Here is a 16,552-nt window from a genome sequence, read left to right as displayed (position 1 = left end):
CTGCGGATTACGTGGTAAATCAACAAATCACAAAGTGTTTTGATACGGCAGAATGTTCGAACGCAGCATCTCTTGCGTACCCAGACCGTAGTTGGAGCTCAGGCCGCGAAGTTCGATGTTAAAGCCGATTGCGTTGTCATATACCGCATGTTGTTTATCGTTATCCCAACCGTTCAGCTTCCGCTCGTAACCGACGCGAATTGCATAGCAGCAGGAGCTGTATTGCACACCTAACATAGAGTCGGCTTGCTTGTTAGCATTGGTGTCGTAGTAGTAGGCCCCAACAATGGACCAACGATCGGCAATTGGCCAGCTGGCGACAGCACCTACCTGCGAAATACCATTCTTATATTGCTCAGCAGTGGAATAGTACTTAGGCAGCGTAGCCTGAATATATTCCGGGCTGGCGTAACGGTAATTCAGCTGTACCAGACGGTCTTCATCCCGACGGTATTCAATGCTGGAGTTACTGGTCGCTACGTTATCCAGACGTGTATCGTACTGAATCCCGCCACGCAATCCCCAACGCTCGGAGATACGCCAGTAAGTATCGCCTGCCCACACCAGTGAACCCGTTTTGTCGTCATTCTCCCATGTTATGTTGTCATCGCCAGTGCGAGACTCCGTGAAATAGTAGATTTGACCAACGGAAATATTAAAACGTTCAACGGCAGCATCATCATATATGCGAGATGTGACACCGGTCGTCACCTGGTTAGCGGAGGCAATACGGTCAAGACCGCCGTAAGTCCGGTCCCGGAACAGGCCAGAGTAGTCAGATTGCAGCAGAGACGAGTCGTAGTTATAGATGTCGCTCTGATCGCGATACGGCACGTACAAATACTGCGCGCGCGGTTCCAGCGTTTGGGTATAACCCGGAGCCAGCATTTCCATATCGCGTTCAAAGACCATTTTGCCGTCAACTTTGAATTGCGGCATTACGCGGTTAACGGATTCGTCCAGCTTGGTCGTGTTTCTGGAGTTATACCAGTCAAGATTGGTTTGCTGATAATGGGTTGCCAGCAACTTCGCTTCGGTATTGATGCTGCCCCAGTTATTAGAGAGCGGCAAATTGATGGTCGGTTCCAGGTGAACACGGGTTGCTTCAGGCATGTCGTCTCTGGTGTTAACAAAGTGCACTGCCTGGCCGTAAATACGCGTATCAAACGGACCAACATCATTCTGGTAGTAATTAACGTCTAACTGCGGCTCTGCCGAGTAGCTACTGGTGTTCTGTTCGCTGAAAACCTGGAACTGCTTGGTTGAAACGGTGGCATTGAAGTTTTGCACCGCATAGCCAACGCTGAATTTTTGCGTTGCGTAGCCGTCAGTACTGGAACCGTACTTGTTATCGAAATCATTGAAGTAGCTAGGATCGCTGACCTTGGTGTAGTCGACGTTGAAACGCCACACCTGATCCATGACCCCGGAGTGGTTCCAGTAGAATAACCAACGACGTGAACTGTCATCGTTCGGGTGTTCATCTTCATAGACTTTATCTGAAGGCAGATAGTCCAGTTCCATCAAGCCAGCGCCCGCCTGGGAGAGGTAGCGGAATTCGTTCTCCCACATGATGTTGCCACGACGATGCATATAATGCGGCGTGATGGTGGCATCCATATTTGGCGCGATGTTCCAGTAATATGGCAGGTAGAACTCAAAGTAGTTGGTGGTGGTGTACTTGGCGTTCGGGATCAAGAAACCAGAGCGACGTTTGTCACCCACCGGCAACTGCAAATAGGGGCTATAAAAGATCGGTACCGGACCCACCTTAAAGCGGGCGTTCCAGATCTCCGCAACTTGTTCTTCGCGGTCATGAATAATTTCGCTACCTACCACGCTCCAGGTGTCAGAACCCGGCAGACAGGAGGTAAAGCTACCGTTATCCAGAATGGTATAGCGGTTTTCGCCACGTTGTTTCATCAGGTCCGCTTTACCGCGACCCTGGCGACCCACCATCTGGTAATCACCTTCCCAGACGTTGGTATCTTTGGTGTTCAGATTCGCCCAGCCTTTCGGCCCTTTGAGGATCACCTGGTTATCGTCGTAATGGACATTACCGAGCGCATCAACGGTACGTACCGGCTCCGGTTGTCCTGGTGCCTCTTTTTGATGGAGCTGCACTTCGTCGGCCTGCAGACGGCTGTTACCCTGCATGATATCCACGCTGCCAGTAAACACGGCGTCATCCGGGTAGTCCCCTTTCGCGTGGTCAGCATTGATAGTCACGGGTAAGTCATTGGTATCGCCCTGTACCAGAGGACGGTCATAGCTTGGCACGCCCAACATGCACTGTGAGGCGAGGTCGGCTGCCAGTCCCTGTTGACTATAAAGGGCGGTGGCAATCATGGTGGCCAGGAGAGTGGGGATACGTTTTTTCATACGTTGATTTTATTGTTCCATCATCGGTAACGTTGCGCGTGACAAACGGTCAGAGACTAACGTACTCGTCATCTCTACGCTAGTGTTAATCCTGTCCGAATAGCGTCAGTGGTGTTAGGCACGGCATTGAATGACAGGTATGATAATGCAAATTATAGGCGATGTCCCACAATTGACCGCAGCCGGAAAACGGTAAAAGCACCTTTATATTGTGGGAGATAGCCCTGATATCCGTGTGTCGATTTGGGGAATATATGCAGTATTGGGGAAAAATCATTGGCGTGGCCGTGGCCTTACTGATGGGCGGCGGCTTTTGGGGCGTAGTGTTAGGCCTGTTAATTGGCCATATGTTTGATAAAGCCCGTAGCCGTAAAATGGCGTGGTTCGCCAACCAGCGTGAGCGTCAGGCGCTGTTTTTTGCCACCACTTTTGAAGTGATGGGGCATTTAACCAAATCCAAAGGTCGCGTCACGGAGGCTGATATTCATATCGCCAGCCAGTTGATGGACCGAATGAATCTTCATGGCGCTTCCCGTACTGCGGCGCAAAATGCGTTCCGGGTGGGAAAATCAGACAATTACCCGCTGCGCGAAAAGATGCGCCAGTTTCGCAGTGTCTGCTTTGGTCGTTTTGACTTAATTCGTATGTTTCTGGAGATCCAGATTCAGGCGGCGTTTGCTGATGGTTCACTGCACCCGAATGAACGGGCGGTGCTGTATGTCATTGCAGAAGAATTAGGGATCTCCCGCGCTCAGTTTGACCAGTTTTTGCGCATGATGCAGGGCGGTGCACAGTTTGGCGGCGGTTATCAGCAGCAAACTGGCGGTGGTAACTGGCAGCAAGCGCAGCGTGGCCCAACGCTGGAAGATGCCTGTAATGTGCTGGGCGTGAAGCCGACGGATGATGCGACCACCATCAAACGTGCCTACCGTAAGCTGATGAGTGAACACCATCCCGATAAGCTGGTGGCGAAAGGTTTGCCGCCTGAGATGATGGAGATGGCGAAGCAGAAAGCGCAGGAAATTCAGCAGGCATATGAGCTGATAAAGCAGCAGAAAGGGTTTAAATGACCCTGTAAATGATGCTGAGTAACTGCCCACGATTAAAGGTGGCCGCCCTGGCGGTCACTTCTTTGAGAAAAGGCGTTTACTCAGAATGGTGGACAGGCTCAATGCACGGTTTACGGGAGGGGTTCTGTAGGTTTTATCGCGTTGACCCTGCTTAAGGTTGAGAGCTTTACGACGAGCGGAATTATATTTTTACGTCTTAAAAATAAAAAACACATACCTGAATGAGCGATTTTTGAAAGTATATTTATTCAGAACGCGCATCATGAGTTTTTAACTCAATGCGAGGCTATTACCATGAAAGTATCAGTTCCAGGCATGCCGGTTACACTTTTAAATATGAGCAAGAACGATATTTATAAGATGGTGAGCGGGGACAAGATGGACGTGAAGATGAATATCTTTCAACGCTTGTGGGAGACGTTACGCCATCTGTTCTGGTCAGATAAACAGACTGAGGCTTATAAACTTCTGTTCAATTTCGTGAATAACCAGACTGGCAACATCAACGCCTCAGAATACTTTACTGGGGCTATCAACGAGAATGAGAGAGAAAAGTTTATCAATAGCCTGGAATTATTCAATAAACTTAAAACATGCGCAAAAAATCCGGATGAGTTGGTCGCAAAGGGCAATATGCGCTGGGTCGCCCAGACCTTCGGGGATATCGAGTTAAGTGTCACTTTTTTCATTGAAAAGAATAAGATATGTACTCAGACGTTGCAGCTGCATAAGGGCCAAGGTAACTTGGGCGTTGATCTTAGAAAGGCTTACCTTCCCGGCGTTGACATGAGGGATTGTTACCTTGGTAAAAAAACAATGAAAGGTAGCAATGATATCCTTTATGAGAGACCTGGGTGGAATGCTAACCTGGGCGTGCTACCCCGGACGGTGCTACCCCGGACGGTGCTAACCCGGACGGTGCTAACCTGGACGGTGCTACCGTGAACGGTGCTACCTCCTTATATGATGAGGTAATTATTATTAATAAAATCCCCCCCAAAAAAATTGATACTAAAGGAGTTGCTACTGAAGAAGTTGCTACTAAAAAAGTACTGCTGAACAAATTACTGACAACGCAATTATTGAATGAGCCAGAATAAGCTAAGGTTGAAGGGGCTGGAACGCCCCTTCAACCTTAGCAGTAGCGTGGGATGATTTCACAATTAGAAAGACCTGCATGATGAGCTAGAGAAGAGGCTAGTGACGCAAGGCGTCGTGCAGGACACGGATCACCGAGATGGGCATCGCCAACCAGACTGCTAATTAGCCCATGAATAACAATCAGAAAGGACCATAACAGACCCGTTAAAATGAAATATAAGAGACGGTCAACGGGTGAAGAAAAAGTTCAAAAATTCGCTGTGGAGCAGGAAGGGAATTACCGAATGGAAAGCGTAGCCACACGCAACAACTGAAAGCAGTTTGGCAGAAACAAAAAATCCCCGGACTCGGGGATTTATGTACAAGAGGCAGCCCTTAGGATGAGGGTATAAACGTACAGGAAAGGTTAAAAATCCGCTGGCGCTTTAAACGTCATACTATTGCCATACGCCGGATGGGTAATCGTCAACATCTCTGCATGTAGCAACAAACGTGGTGCCATCGCTCTCGCTTCTGGTGATGCATAAAAACGATCGCCGAGAATCGGATGACCCAGCGCCAGCATATGCACACGCAATTGATGCGAACGCCCGGTAATCGGTTTTAACACCACTCTTGCCGTGTTATCCGCCGCATACTCCACCACTTCATATTCCGTCTGCGCAGGTTTACCCGTTTCGTAACAGACTTTCTGTTTCGGGCGGTTTGGCCAGTCGCAAATCAGCGGCAGATCCACCAGACCTTCTGCGGGGGATGGATGCCCCCAGACGCGGGCCACATACTGCTTTTTCGGCTCGCGCTCGCGGAACTGGCGTTTTAACTCCCGCTCCGCGGCTTTGGTCAGCGCCACTACAATCACGCCGCTGGTAGCCATATCCAGACGATGCACCGATTCTGCCTGCGGATAATCACGCTGAATGCGCGTCATCACGCTGTCTTTGTGCTCTTCCAGACGACCCGGCACTGACAACAAACCGCTCGGCTTGTTGACCACCATAATATGGTCATCCTGATACAGGATAACCAACCAGGGTTCCTGCGGTGGATTGTAGTTTTCCATCCCCATTTTCGGCTCCGTTACTGATGCGTTACAACGATCAAACGCAGGGCATCCAGACGCCAACCTGCCTGATCCAGGCTTTCCATTACCTGCTGACGGTTGCTCTCAATGGCGGTCAGTTCGTCGTCACGAATGTTCGGGTTCACTGCACGCAGAGCTTCCAGACGAGACAGCTCGGCAGACAGTTTTTCGTCGGCTTCGTTACGCGCTGCATCAATCAATGCACGGGCAGATTTCTCGATCTGCGCTTCACCCAGTTGAAGGATAGCGTGAACATCCTGCTGCACGGCGTTAACCAGTTTGCTGCCGGTGTGACGGTTAACCGCGTTAAGCTGGCGGTTAAAGGTTTCAAACTCTACCTGCGCCGCCAGGTTGTTGCCGTTTTTATCCAGCAGCATACGTACCGGCGTCGGTGGCAGGAAGCGGTTGAGCTGCAACTGCTTCGGAGCCTGGGCTTCAACCACATAAATCAGTTCCACCAACAGCGTACCTACCGGCAACGCTTTGTTTTTTAACAGTGAAATCGTGCTGCTACCGGTATCGCCAGAAAGGATCAGATCCAGACCGTTGCGGATCAGCGGATGCTCCCAGGTAATAAACTGTGCATCTTCACGCGCCAGCGCCACTTCACGATCAAAGGTGATGGTGATGCCATCTTCCGACAGGCCAGGGAAGTCCGGCACCAGCATATGATCGGACGGCGTCAGCACGATCATGTTGTCGCCGCGATCGTCCTGATTGATACCGATAATATCGAACAGGTTCATGGCGAAGGCGATCAGGTTGGTATCGTCATCCTGCTCTTCAATGCTTTCTGCCAGTGCCTGGGCTTTTTCGCCACCGTTGGAGTGGATTTCCAGCAGGCGGTCACGACCCTGTTCCAGCTGTGCTTTCAGCGCTTCATGTTGCTCGCGGCAGTTTTTGATCAGATCGTCAAAGCCTTCGGTTTGATCCGGTGAAGCCAGATAGTTAATCAGATCGTTGTATACGCTATCGTAAATAGTGCGTCCGGTCGGGCAGGTGTGCTCAAATGCATCCAGACCTTCGTGATACCAGCGCACCAGCACCGACTGAGCGGTTTTCTCCAGATAAGGCACATGGATCTGAATATCGTGCGCCTGGCCGATACGATCCAGACGACCAATACGCTGCTCCAGTAGATCCGGGTTGAATGGCAGGTCAAACATCACCATGTGGCTGGCGAACTGGAAGTTACGTCCTTCAGAACCGATTTCTGAGCACAGCAGTACCTGTGCGCCGGTGTCTTCTTCGGCAAACCAGGCGGCAGCGCGGTCACGTTCGATAATCGACATACCTTCGTGGAACACCGCAGCGCGAATACCTTCACGTTCGCGCAGTACCTGCTCCAGTTGCAGCGCAGTGGCAGCTTTGGCGCAGATCACCAGCACTTTCTGAGAGCGATGGCTGGTCAGGTAGCCCATCAGCCACTCAACGCGCGGATCGAAGTTCCACCAGGTGGCGTTATCACCTTCAAATTCCTGATAAATACGCTCCGGGTAGAGCATATCGCGAGCACGATCTTCCGCACTTTTACGTGCGCCCATAATGCCGGAGACTTTAATAGCCGTCTGATACTGCGTCGGTAGCGGCAGCTTAATGGTGTGCAGCTCGCGTTTCGGGAATCCTTTCACACCGTTACGCGTGTTACGGAACAGCACGCGGCTGGTGCCGTGGCGATCCATCAGCATCGAAACCAGCTCCTGACGGGCGCTCTGGGCATCTTCGCTGTCGCTGTTTGCTGCCTGCAACAGCGGCTCGATATCCTGCTCGCCGATCATCTCGCCGAGCATGTTCAGTTCGTCATTGCTCAGTTTGTTACCTGCCAGCAGCATGGCAACGGCGTCCGCAACCGGACGATAATTTTTCTGCTCTTCAACGAACTGCGCAAAATCGTGGAAACGGTTCGGGTCCAGCAGACGCAGACGGGCGAAGTGGCTTTCCATCCCCAGCTGTTCCGGGGTCGCGGTCAGCAGCAGAACGCCCGGCACGTGCTCTGCCAGTTGTTCAATGGCCTGATATTCACGGCTTGGCGCATCTTCGCTCCACACCAGGTGATGCGCTTCATCGACCACCAGCAGGTCCCATTCGGCTTCACAGAGATGTTCCAGGCGCTGTTTGCTACGACGGGCAAAATCCAGCGAGCAAATCACCAGCTGTTCGGTGTCAAACGGGTTGTAAGCATCGTGCTGAGCTTCGGCATAACGCTCATCATCAAATAGCGCAAAGCGCAGGTTGAAACGGCGCAGCATTTCTACCAGCCACTGATGCTGTAAGGTTTCCGGGACGATAATTAGCACACGTTCAGCAGCGCCAGAGAGCAGTTGCTGATGCAGGATCATCCCGGCTTCAATGGTTTTCCCTAAACCCACTTCGTCAGCCAGCAGGACGCGCGGCGCGTGGCGGCGACCAACATCATGAGCGATGTTGAGCTGATGCGGGATCAGGCTGGTACGCTGACCGCGCAGGCCGCTGTACGGCATACGGAACTGTTCGCTGGAATATTTACGCGCGCGATAACGCAGCGCAAAGCGGTCCATACGGTCAATCTGCCCGGCAAACAGACGGTCCTGCGGTTTGCTGAACACCAGTTTGCTATCAAGGAAAACTTCACGCAGGGCTACGCCGGACTCTTCAGTATCCAGGCGAGTACCGATATAGGTCAGCAAGCCATTTTCTTCTTTTACTTCTTCGACTTGCATCTGCCAGCCGTCATGGCTGGTAATGGTATCACCAGGGTTGAACATCACGCGGGTCACGGGGGAATCACTGCGTGCGTACAGACGGTTTTCACCAGTAGATGGGAAAAGTAAAGTGACAGTTCGCGCATCCACCGCGACAACGGTTCCAAGTCCCAATTCGCTTTCTGTATCGCTGATCCAGCGTTGACCAAGTGTAAAAGGCATATGTGTTCGGCTCTATATCTTTAATTGCAGGCAATAACCACCCGCTACCGTGCTTATGAGGTAGTGGTGTTATTCAGGTCCAGGAATGGAAAGGGCGCTATGGTACTGGATGGCAAAGCATTCGTCACGCATCAAAATGGTATCTGGCGAACTCTTTTTTTTGCTCAAAATAGCCCAAGTTGCCCGGTCATAAGTGTAGCAAAATTATCCTCAATAAAAGGGAGTATTCCCTCCGCCACGGGTTGTAGCTGGCGGGTCAGATAGTGTTCGTAATCCAGTGGTGAACGTTGGTAGTCCAGCGGCTCCGGGCCGTTGGTGGTCCATACGTACTTAATGGTGCCGCGATTCTGATATTGCAAGGGGCGACCACGCTTTTGGTTTTCTTCATCGGCAAGGCGAGCGGCGCGTACATGAGGCGGCACATTACGCTGATACTCGCTCAGCGGACGGCGAAGGCGTTTACGGTAAACCAGTCGCGCATCCAGTTCACCCGCCATCAGTTTGTCGATGGTTTCGCGTACATATTCCTGATATGGCTCGTTGCGGAAGATGCGCAGGTATAGCTCCTGCTGAAACTGCTGGGCCAGCGGCGTCCAGTCGGTGCGCACGGTTTCCAGCCCTTTAAACACCATCCGCTGCTTGTCGCCCTCCTGAATCAGTCCGGCATAACGCTTTTTACTGCCGGTATCGGCTCCGCGAATGGTTGGCATCAGAAAACGGCAGAAATGGGTTTCATACTCCAGTTCTAATGCGCTGGTCAGCCGTTGTTTTTGCAGCGTTTCCGCCCACCAGGCGTTAACGTGCTGCACCAGTGCACGACCGATTTTCGCCGCTTCTTCTTCCGAATGTGCGCCTTTCAGCCAGACAAACGTTGAGTCGGTATCGCCGTAGATAACGTCGTAGCCCTGTGCTTCAATCAACGCTTTGGTTTGCCGCATGATCTGATGACCACGCATGGTGATCGACGATGCCAGCCGCGGATCGAAGAAGCGGCAGGCGGTGGTGCCGAGCACGCCATAAAAGGCATTCATGATGATTTTCAGCGCCTGCGACAGCGGTTTGTTACCCTGGCGTTTGGCTTCATCGCGCCCGTGCCAGATGTTAGTCACAATCTCCGGCAGGCAATGTTTTTCTCGCGAGAACCAGGCATCGAGAAAACCTTCGGTACTGTGCTCTGGATCAGGCTGCGCCATGCCTTCCACCAGCCCGACGGGATCAATCAGAAAGGTGCGGATGATCGACGGGTACAGGCTTTTATAGTCCAGCACCAGCACTGAATCATAAAGCCCTGGCCGTGAATCCATCACGTAGCCGCCAGGGCTGGCGTGCGGCGGCACTTCGCCGAGATTAGGCGCGACATAACCAGCGCGATGCATTCGCGGAAAATAGAGATGACCAAATGCCGCCACCGAACCGCCGTGTCGGTCCACCGGCAGGCCGTTCACCGTTGCCCGTTCGAGTAAAAATGACATGATTTCAGTTTTGTGGAAGATCTGCGTCACCAGCTCGCAATCTTTCAGGTTATAAGTTGCCAGCGCAGGTTTATCTTCGGCGAAACGGCGGTCAATTTCGTCCATTCGATCCCACGGGTTATCGATAGATTTTCCTTCGCCTAATAGCTCCTGAGCGACAGTTTCCAGCGAGAATGAAGAGAAATTCCAGAACGCGGATTTCAGCGCCTCGATACCGTCGATAATTAGCCGACCTTTAGCCTGGGCAAAAAAGACGCCGTTTTTAAAGCCGTGCTCGCGCCACTCCAGCTCGCTATTATCGCGCCCAAGACGCAGCGGAAGACGGTAACGCTCGGCATGTTTTTGCAGCATTCGCAGATCGAACTGCACCACGTTCCAACCGATGATCACATCAGGATCGTAGTTGGCAAACCAGGCGTTGAGTTTTTCCAGCAACTGCGGGCGGCTGGCGACGTATTCCAGTTCGAAATCAAGCGAGGAGGCGTCGCCATTCTCCGGCCCCAGCATATAAACGATGCGCTGCCCGCAGCCTTCCAGGCCGATGCAGTACAGCTCACCGTGGCGGGTGGTTTCAATATCTATAGAAACCCACTTGAGCGGCGGACGATAGTCGGGATGCGGTTTCAGACGGGCATTAACGATAGTGCCATTGTGCATATCACCCTCGACCCACACCGGTGAGGTGATAAACCGCTCCATCAGATAGCGTTCTGGCGGACGCACATCGGCCTCGTAGACGGTAACGCCACCTTCACGCAGGCGCTTTTCGTAATTCATCAATTGGCGATGGGCGCGACAGTAAAGGCCATACACCGGCTGGCGGTGAAAATCCTTTAACGCCAGCGGTGTCAGGCGAAAGCCTTGTTCACCCTGCAAAATATGCTGAGCGCGGGGAACCTGATCGGCGGGAATAAACGCCACGGACTCTTGCGGTGCAAGCGTAACCTGCAACGGCCCGTTGTCCGTCGCCAGCCAGAAGGAGACTTCTGTCCCTTGCGGGGTGTCCCGCCAGTGTCGGGTTAAGATAAAACCTGCCTGCGCCACGCTGAAAATCCATCAAAAAACCAGGCTTGAGTATAGCCTGGTTTCGTTTGATTGGCTGTGGTTTTATACAGTCATTACTGCCCGTAATATGCCTTCGCGCCATGCTTACGCAGATAGTGTTTATCCAGCAGCGTTTGCTGCATATCCGGTAACTGCGGCGCTAACTGACGGCAGAATATCCCCATATAAGCGACCTCTTCCAGCACGATGGCGTTATGCACCGCATCTTCGGCATTTTTGCCCCATGCAAACGGGCCGTGGGAATGGACCAGAACGCCGGGCATTTGCGCTGCATCGATACCCTGTTTTTCAAAGGTTTCTACGATGACGTTACCGGTTTCCCACTCATATTCGCCGTTGATTTCTGCGTCGGTCATTTTGCGGGTGCAGGGAATGGTGCCGTAGAAATAGTCGGCGTGGGTGGTGCCGGTTGCTGGAATCGACTGACCCGCCTGCGCCCAGATGGTGGCGTGGCGCGAGTGCGTATGCACAATGCCGCCAATGGAGGGGAATGCCTGATAGAGCAGCCGGTGAGTTGGCGTGTCGGAGGAGGGCTTTTTCGTACCTTCAACCACTTCACCGGTTTCGATGCTAACCACGACCATATCGTCAGCGGTCATGACGCTGTAATCGACGCCGGAAGGTTTGATCACAAAGACGCCGCGCTCGCGATCAACGGCGCTGACGTTGCCCCATGTGAGCGTGACCAGGTTGTGTTTTGGCAGCGCCAGGTTGGCTTCTAATACCTGGCGTTTGAGATCTTCTAACATGTTGACTCCTTCGTGCCGGATGCGCTTTGCTTATCCGGCCTACAAAATCGCAGCGTGTAGGCCTGATAAGACGCGCCAGCGTCGCATCAGGCGTTGAATGCCGGATGCGCTTTGCTTATCCGGCCTACAAAATCGCAGCGCGTAGGCCTGATAAGACGCGCCAGCGTCGCATCAGGCGTTGAATGCCGGATGCGCTTTGCTTATCCGGCCTACAAAATCGCAGCGTGTAGGCCAGATAAGACGCGTCAGCGTCGCATCAGGCGTTACATACCGGATGCGGCTACTTAGCGACGAAACCCGTAATACACTTCGTTCCAGCGCAGCGCGTCTTTAAACGCTGGCAGGCGTGTGTCGTTATCAATCACCGTGATTTCAATGTCGTGCATCTCGGCGAATTGGCGCATATCGTTGAGGTTCAGTGCATGGCTGAAGACGGTATGGTGCGCGCCACCAGCGAGGATCCACGCTTCGGAAGCAGTTGGCAGATCCGGTTGCGCTTTCCACAGCGCATTCGCCACCGGCAGTTTCGGCAGGGAGTGCGGTGTTTTCACCGTGTCGATGCAGTTAACCAGTAGACGGTAACGATCGCCGAGATCAATCAAGCTGGCGACAATCGCTGGGCCGGTTTGGGTATTGAAGATCAGGCGGGCAGGATCGTCCTTACCACCAATACCGAGATGCTGAACGTCGAGGATCGGTTTCTCTTCTGCGGCGATCGACGGGCAGACTTCCAGCATATGGGAGCCGAGCACCAGGTCATTACCTTTCTCGAAGTGATAGGTGTAGTCCTCCATAAAGGAGGTGCCGCCCTGCAGACCGGTTGACATCACCTTCATGATGCGAAGCAGGGCGGCAGTTTTCCAGTCGCCTTCGCCCGCAAAGCCGTAACCCTGCTGCATCAGACGCTGTACGGCCAGACCAGGAAGCTGTTTCAGACCGTGCAAATCTTCAAAGGTGGTGGTGAACGCGTGGAAGCCACCTTGTTCCAGGAAACGCTTCATCCCCAGCTCAATACGCGCCGCTTCCAGCACGTTCTGTCGTTTTTTGCCGTGGATTTGTGTGGCAGGCGTCATGGTGTAGCAGCTTTCGTACTCATCGACCAGCGCGTTAACATCGCCGTCGCTGATGGAGTTCACCACCTGCACCAGATCGCCAACCGCCCAGGTATTGACGGAGAAACCGAACTTGATCTGTGCGGCAACTTTATCGCCATCGGTGACCGCCACTTCACGCATGTTATCGCCAAATCGGCAGACTTTCAGATGACGGGTATCCTGTTTAGAGACCGCCTGACGCATCCAGGAGCCGATACGCTCATGGGCTTGTTTATCCTGCCAGTGACCGGTAACCACGGCATGTTGCTGACGCATACGCGCGCCAATGAAGCCGAACTCGCGACCGCCATGTGCAGTCTGGTTCAGGTTCATAAAGTCCATATCGATACTGTCCCACGGCAGCGCCGCGTTGAACTGGGTGTGGAATTGCAGCAACGGTTTGTTGAGCATGGTCAGGCCGTTGATCCACATTTTGGCCGGGGAGAAGGTGTGCAGCCACACCACCAGACCAGCGCAACGATCGTCGTAATTCGCGTCGCGGCAAATAGCGGTGATTTCATCCGGCGTGGTGCCCAGCGGTTTCAACACCAGTTTGCAGGGCAGTTTCGCTTCCGTATTCAGCGCATTAACGACGTGCTCGGCATGTTGGGTGACCTGACGCAGGGTTTCCGGGCCATACAGATGCTGGCTGCCAATGACAAACCACACTTCATAATTATCAAAAATCGTCATTATCGTGTCCTTATAGAGTCGCAACGGCCTGGGCAGCCTGTGCCGGGGCGGAAGTTGGAAGATAGTGTTGTTCGGCGCTCATCGCCCATTGCTGATAGCGGCGATAAAGCTGTTCAAAGCGTTGTGCCTGCTCGCTGCACGGTTGCAGGGTTTTCTCTACCGCACTGGCCATTTTTTGCTGAGCTGATGGGATGTCTGCGTGCACTTTCGCGGCGACGGCAGCAAAAATCGCCGCACCGAGCGCACAGCACTGGTCAGAGGCAACAATTTGCAGCGGGCGATTCAGCACGTCGCAGCAGGCCTGCATAATGACCTGGTTTTTCCGCGCGATGCCGCCCAGTGCCATCACGTTATTAACGGCGATCCCCTGATCGGTAAAGCACTCCATGATTGCGCGTGCGCCAAAGGCGGTGGCAGCAATCAAACCGCCGAACAGCAGCGGAGCGTCGGTAGCGAGGTTAAGATCGGTAATCACCCCTTTCAGGCGTTGGTTAGCGTTCGGTGTGCGGCGGCCGTTAAACCAGTCGAGCACCACCGGCAGGTGATCCAGAGACGGATTTTTGGCCCATGCTTCGGTCAGCGCCGGAAGCAGTTGTTTCTGGCTGGCGTTGATTTGCGTTTTCAGTTCCGGATGCTGGGCGGCAAGCTGTTCCAGCGGCCAGCCGAGTACGCGACCAAACCAGGCGTAGATATCACCAAACGCCGATTGGCCTGCTTCCAGACCGATAAATCCAGGCACCACGCTGCCATCAACCTGACCGCAAATACCTTTAACTGCCCGCTCGCCAACGCTCTGTTTGTCGGCAATCAGAATGTCGCAGGTGGAAGTACCGATAACTTTTACCAGTGCGTTAGGCTGTGCGCCTGCGCCAACTGCGCCCATATGGCAGTCAAACGCGCCGCCGGAAATCACCACGCTTTCAGGCAGGCCGAGACGCTGCGCCCATTCCGGGCATAAGGTGCCCACCGGAATATCGGCAGTCCAAGTGTCAGTGAACAGCGGGGAAGGCAAATGGCGATTGAGGATCGGGTCCAGCTCATCAAAGAAACTGGCTGGCGGCAGGCCGCCCCAGCTTTCGTGCCACAGAGATTTATGCCCGGCGCTGCAACGTCCGCGACGAATATCCTGCGGGCGGGTGGTACCGGAAAGCAGAGCTGGCACCCAGTCGCACAGCTCAATCCACGATGCGGCAGATTGCGCCACGGCGCTGTCCTGGCGAGTCACATGCAGGATTTTTGCCCAGAACCATTCGCTGGAATAAATACCACCAATGTAGCGGGAGTAGTCAACGTTGCCCGGCGCGTGGCACAAACGGGTAATCTCTTCCGCTTCTTCAACCGCAGTGTGGTCTTTCCACAATACGAACATCGCGTTCGGGTTTTCGGCAAACTCCGGGCGCAGCGCCAGCACGTTTCCGTCGGCATCAATCGGTGCGGGCGTCGAGCCGGTACTGTCAACGCCAATCCCGACCACAGCTGCGCGCTGTTCGACGCTAAGCTCTGCAAGCACGGTTTTCAGTGCCGCTTCCATTGACTCAATGTAGTCACGCGGATGATGACGGAACTGGTTATTCGGGGCATCACAAAATTGCCCTTTCTGCCAACGGGGATACCACTCTACGCTGGTGGCGATCTCTTCACCGGTAGCGCAGTCCACCGCCAAAGCTCGCACAGAATCACTGCCAAAATCGAGGCCAATTGCAATCGCCATCGTTTCACTCCATCCAAAAAAACGGGTATGGAGAAACAGTAGAGAGTTGCGATAAAAAGCGTCAGGTAGGATCCGCTAATCTTATGGATAAAAATGCTATGGCATAGCAAAGTGTGACGCCGTGCAAATAATCAATGTGGACTTTTCTGCCGTGATTATAGACACTTTTGTTACGCGTTTTTGTCATGGCTTTGGTCCCGCTTTGTTACAGAATGCTTTTAATAAGCGGGGTTACCGGTTGGGTTAGCGAGAAGAGCCAGTAAAAGACGCAGTGACGGCAATGTCTGATGCAATATGGACAATTGGTTTCTTCTCTGAATGGTGGGAGTATGAAAAGTATGGCTGAAGCGCAAAATGATCCCCTGCTGCCGGGATACTCGTTTAACGCCCATCTGGTGGCGGGTTTAACGCCGATTGAGGCCAACGGTTATCTCGATTTTTTTATCGACCGACCGCTGGGAATGAAAGGTTATATTCTCAATCTCACCATTCGCGGTCAGGGGGTGGTGAAAAATCAGGGACGAGAATTTGTCTGCCGACCGGGTGATATTTTGCTGTTCCCGCCAGGAGAGATTCATCACTACGGTCGTCATCCGGAGGCTCGCGAATGGTATCACCAGTGGGTTTACTTTCGTCCGCGCGCCTACTGGCATGAATGGCTTAACTGGCCGTCAATATTTGCCAATACGGGTTTCTTTCGCCCGGATGAAGCGCACCAGCCGCATTTCAGCGACCTGTTTGGGCAAATCATTAACGCCGGGCAAGGGGAAGGGCGCTATTCGGAGCTGCTGGCGATAAATCTGCTTGAGCAATTGTTACTGCGGCGCATGGAAGCGATTAACGAGTCGCTCCATCCACCGATGGATAATCGGGTACGCGAGGCTTGTCAGTACATCAGCGATCACCTGGCAGACAGCAATTTTGATATCGCCAGCGTCGCACAGCATGTTTGCTTGTCGCCGTCGCGTCTGTCACATCTTTTCCGCCAGCAGTTAGGGATTAGCGTCTTAAGCTGGCGCGAGGACCAACGCATTAGTCAGGCGAAGCTGCTTTTGAGCACTACCCGGATGCCTATCGCCACCGTCGGTCGCAATGTTGGTTTTGACGATCAACTCTATTTCTCGCGAGTATTTAAAAAATGCACCGGGGCCAGCCCGAGCGAGTTTCGTGCCGGTTGTGAAGAAAAAGTGAATGATGTAGCCGTCAAGTTGTCATAATTGGTAACGAATCA

11 protein-coding genes and 1 pseudogene are annotated in these 16,552 nt (G+C 53.1%); 4 read left to right on the top strand and 8 right to left on the bottom strand.

Features of this window, described 5'->3' with window-relative positions:
- Window positions 1–27 precede the first annotated feature (27 nt).
- Complete coding sequence (lptD, locus tag KXD89_RS18435; RefSeq protein ID WP_000746151.1) at window positions 28–2,382, bottom strand: LPS assembly protein LptD; 2,355 nt, start codon at window positions 2,380–2,382, stop codon at window positions 28–30.
- A gap of 254 nt (window positions 2,383–2,636) precedes the next feature.
- Between lptD and djlA the strand changes: the two genes are divergently transcribed.
- The 3 genes from djlA (at window position 2,637) to KXD89_RS18420 (ending at window position 4,552) form a co-directional block, all read left to right on the top strand.
- Window positions 2,637–3,452: a co-chaperone DjlA gene (gene djlA, locus KXD89_RS18430; RefSeq protein WP_001200579.1), complete on the top strand. Its 816-nt coding sequence runs from the start codon at window positions 2,637–2,639 to the stop codon at window positions 3,450–3,452.
- Between the two features lie 294 nt (window positions 3,453–3,746).
- Entirely contained in the window at window positions 3,747–4,397 is a 651-nt protein-coding gene (gene yabP, locus KXD89_RS18425; protein ID WP_001393555.1) for a protein YabP, read from the top strand.
- Window positions 4,394–4,552: a protein YabQ gene (locus KXD89_RS18420; RefSeq protein ID WP_001393554.1), complete on the top strand. Its 159-nt coding sequence runs from the start codon at window positions 4,394–4,396 to the stop codon at window positions 4,550–4,552. Before yabP ends, KXD89_RS18420 begins: the two co-directional genes overlap by 4 nt.
- A 16-nt stretch (window positions 4,553–4,568) precedes the next feature.
- Here the strand turns inward: KXD89_RS18420 and KXD89_RS18415 are convergent.
- The 7 genes and pseudogenes from KXD89_RS18415 to araB form a co-directional block, all read right to left on the bottom strand.
- Window positions 4,569–4,747, bottom strand: a pseudogene (locus KXD89_RS18415) (transposase DNA-binding-containing protein); the annotation flags it as partial.
- Between the two features lie 212 nt (window positions 4,748–4,959).
- Window positions 4,960–5,619 carry a bifunctional tRNA pseudouridine(32) synthase/23S rRNA pseudouridine(746) synthase RluA gene (rluA, locus tag KXD89_RS18410; protein WP_000525176.1) on the bottom strand — a complete coding sequence of 220 codons (660 nt, stop codon included), beginning with the start codon at window positions 5,617–5,619 and terminating at the stop codon, window positions 4,960–4,962.
- Window positions 5,620–5,630: 11 nt separating this feature from the next.
- Window positions 5,631–8,537 (bottom strand): RNA polymerase-associated protein RapA, encoded by a 2,907-nt coding sequence (gene rapA / locus KXD89_RS18405; RefSeq protein ID WP_001117011.1) that lies wholly within the window; start codon window positions 8,535–8,537, stop codon window positions 5,631–5,633.
- Between the two features lie 164 nt (window positions 8,538–8,701).
- The gene (gene polB, locus KXD89_RS18400; RefSeq protein ID WP_072647336.1) at window positions 8,702–11,053 is read right to left on the bottom strand and encodes a DNA polymerase II; all 2,352 of its coding nucleotides are present in this window, start codon (window positions 11,051–11,053) and stop codon (window positions 8,702–8,704) included.
- Window positions 11,054–11,127: 74 nt separating this feature from the next.
- Window positions 11,128–11,823 carry an L-ribulose-5-phosphate 4-epimerase gene (gene araD, locus KXD89_RS18395; protein WP_000888666.1) on the bottom strand — a complete coding sequence of 232 codons (696 nt, stop codon included), beginning with the start codon at window positions 11,821–11,823 and terminating at the stop codon, window positions 11,128–11,130.
- Window positions 11,824–12,107: 284 nt separating this feature from the next.
- Window positions 12,108–13,610, bottom strand: a complete 1,503-nt coding sequence (gene araA / locus KXD89_RS18390) for an L-arabinose isomerase (protein WP_000151748.1) — start codon at window positions 13,608–13,610, stop codon at window positions 12,108–12,110.
- A 10-nt stretch (window positions 13,611–13,620) separates the two neighbouring features.
- A complete protein-coding gene (gene araB, locus KXD89_RS18385; protein WP_000951856.1) occupies window positions 13,621–15,321 on the bottom strand; it encodes a ribulokinase in 1,701 nt (566 codons plus the stop codon).
- Between the two features lie 338 nt (window positions 15,322–15,659).
- Here araB and araC point away from each other — a divergent pair, with 338 nt between their 5' ends.
- Window positions 15,660–16,538, top strand: coding sequence for an arabinose operon transcriptional regulator AraC (araC, locus tag KXD89_RS18380; protein ID WP_001300811.1), 879 nt, complete (start codon window positions 15,660–15,662; stop codon window positions 16,536–16,538).
- The last annotated feature ends 14 nt before the right edge of the window (window positions 16,539–16,552 follow it).

It is taken from the genome of Escherichia sp. TC-EC600-tetX4 (assembly GCF_019356055.1).
Classification (GTDB): domain Bacteria; phylum Pseudomonadota; class Gammaproteobacteria; order Enterobacterales; family Enterobacteriaceae.
This window is presented reverse-complemented; position numbering and strand designations above follow the sequence as displayed.

Coding starts and splice junctions, on each gene's coding strand:
- lptD (WP_000746151.1), bottom strand. CDS start 2,382: ATGAAAAAACGTATCCCCACTCTCCTGGCCACCATGATTGCCACCGCC.
- djlA (WP_001200579.1), top strand. CDS start 2,637: ATGCAGTATTGGGGAAAAATCATTGGCGTGGCCGTGGCCTTACTGATG.
- yabP (WP_001393555.1), top strand. CDS start 3,747: ATGAAAGTATCAGTTCCAGGCATGCCGGTTACACTTTTAAATATGAGC.
- rluA (WP_000525176.1), bottom strand. CDS start 5,619: ATGGGGATGGAAAACTACAATCCACCGCAGGAACCCTGGTTGGTTATC.
- rapA (WP_001117011.1), bottom strand. CDS start 8,537: ATGCCTTTTACACTTGGTCAACGCTGGATCAGCGATACAGAAAGCGAA.
- araD (WP_000888666.1), bottom strand. CDS start 11,823: ATGTTAGAAGATCTCAAACGCCAGGTATTAGAAGCCAACCTGGCGCTG.
- araA (WP_000151748.1), bottom strand. CDS start 13,610: ATGACGATTTTTGATAATTATGAAGTGTGGTTTGTCATTGGCAGCCAG.
- araB (WP_000951856.1), bottom strand. CDS start 15,321: ATGGCGATTGCAATTGGCCTCGATTTTGGCAGTGATTCTGTGCGAGCT.
- araC (WP_001300811.1), top strand. CDS start 15,660: ATGGCTGAAGCGCAAAATGATCCCCTGCTGCCGGGATACTCGTTTAAC.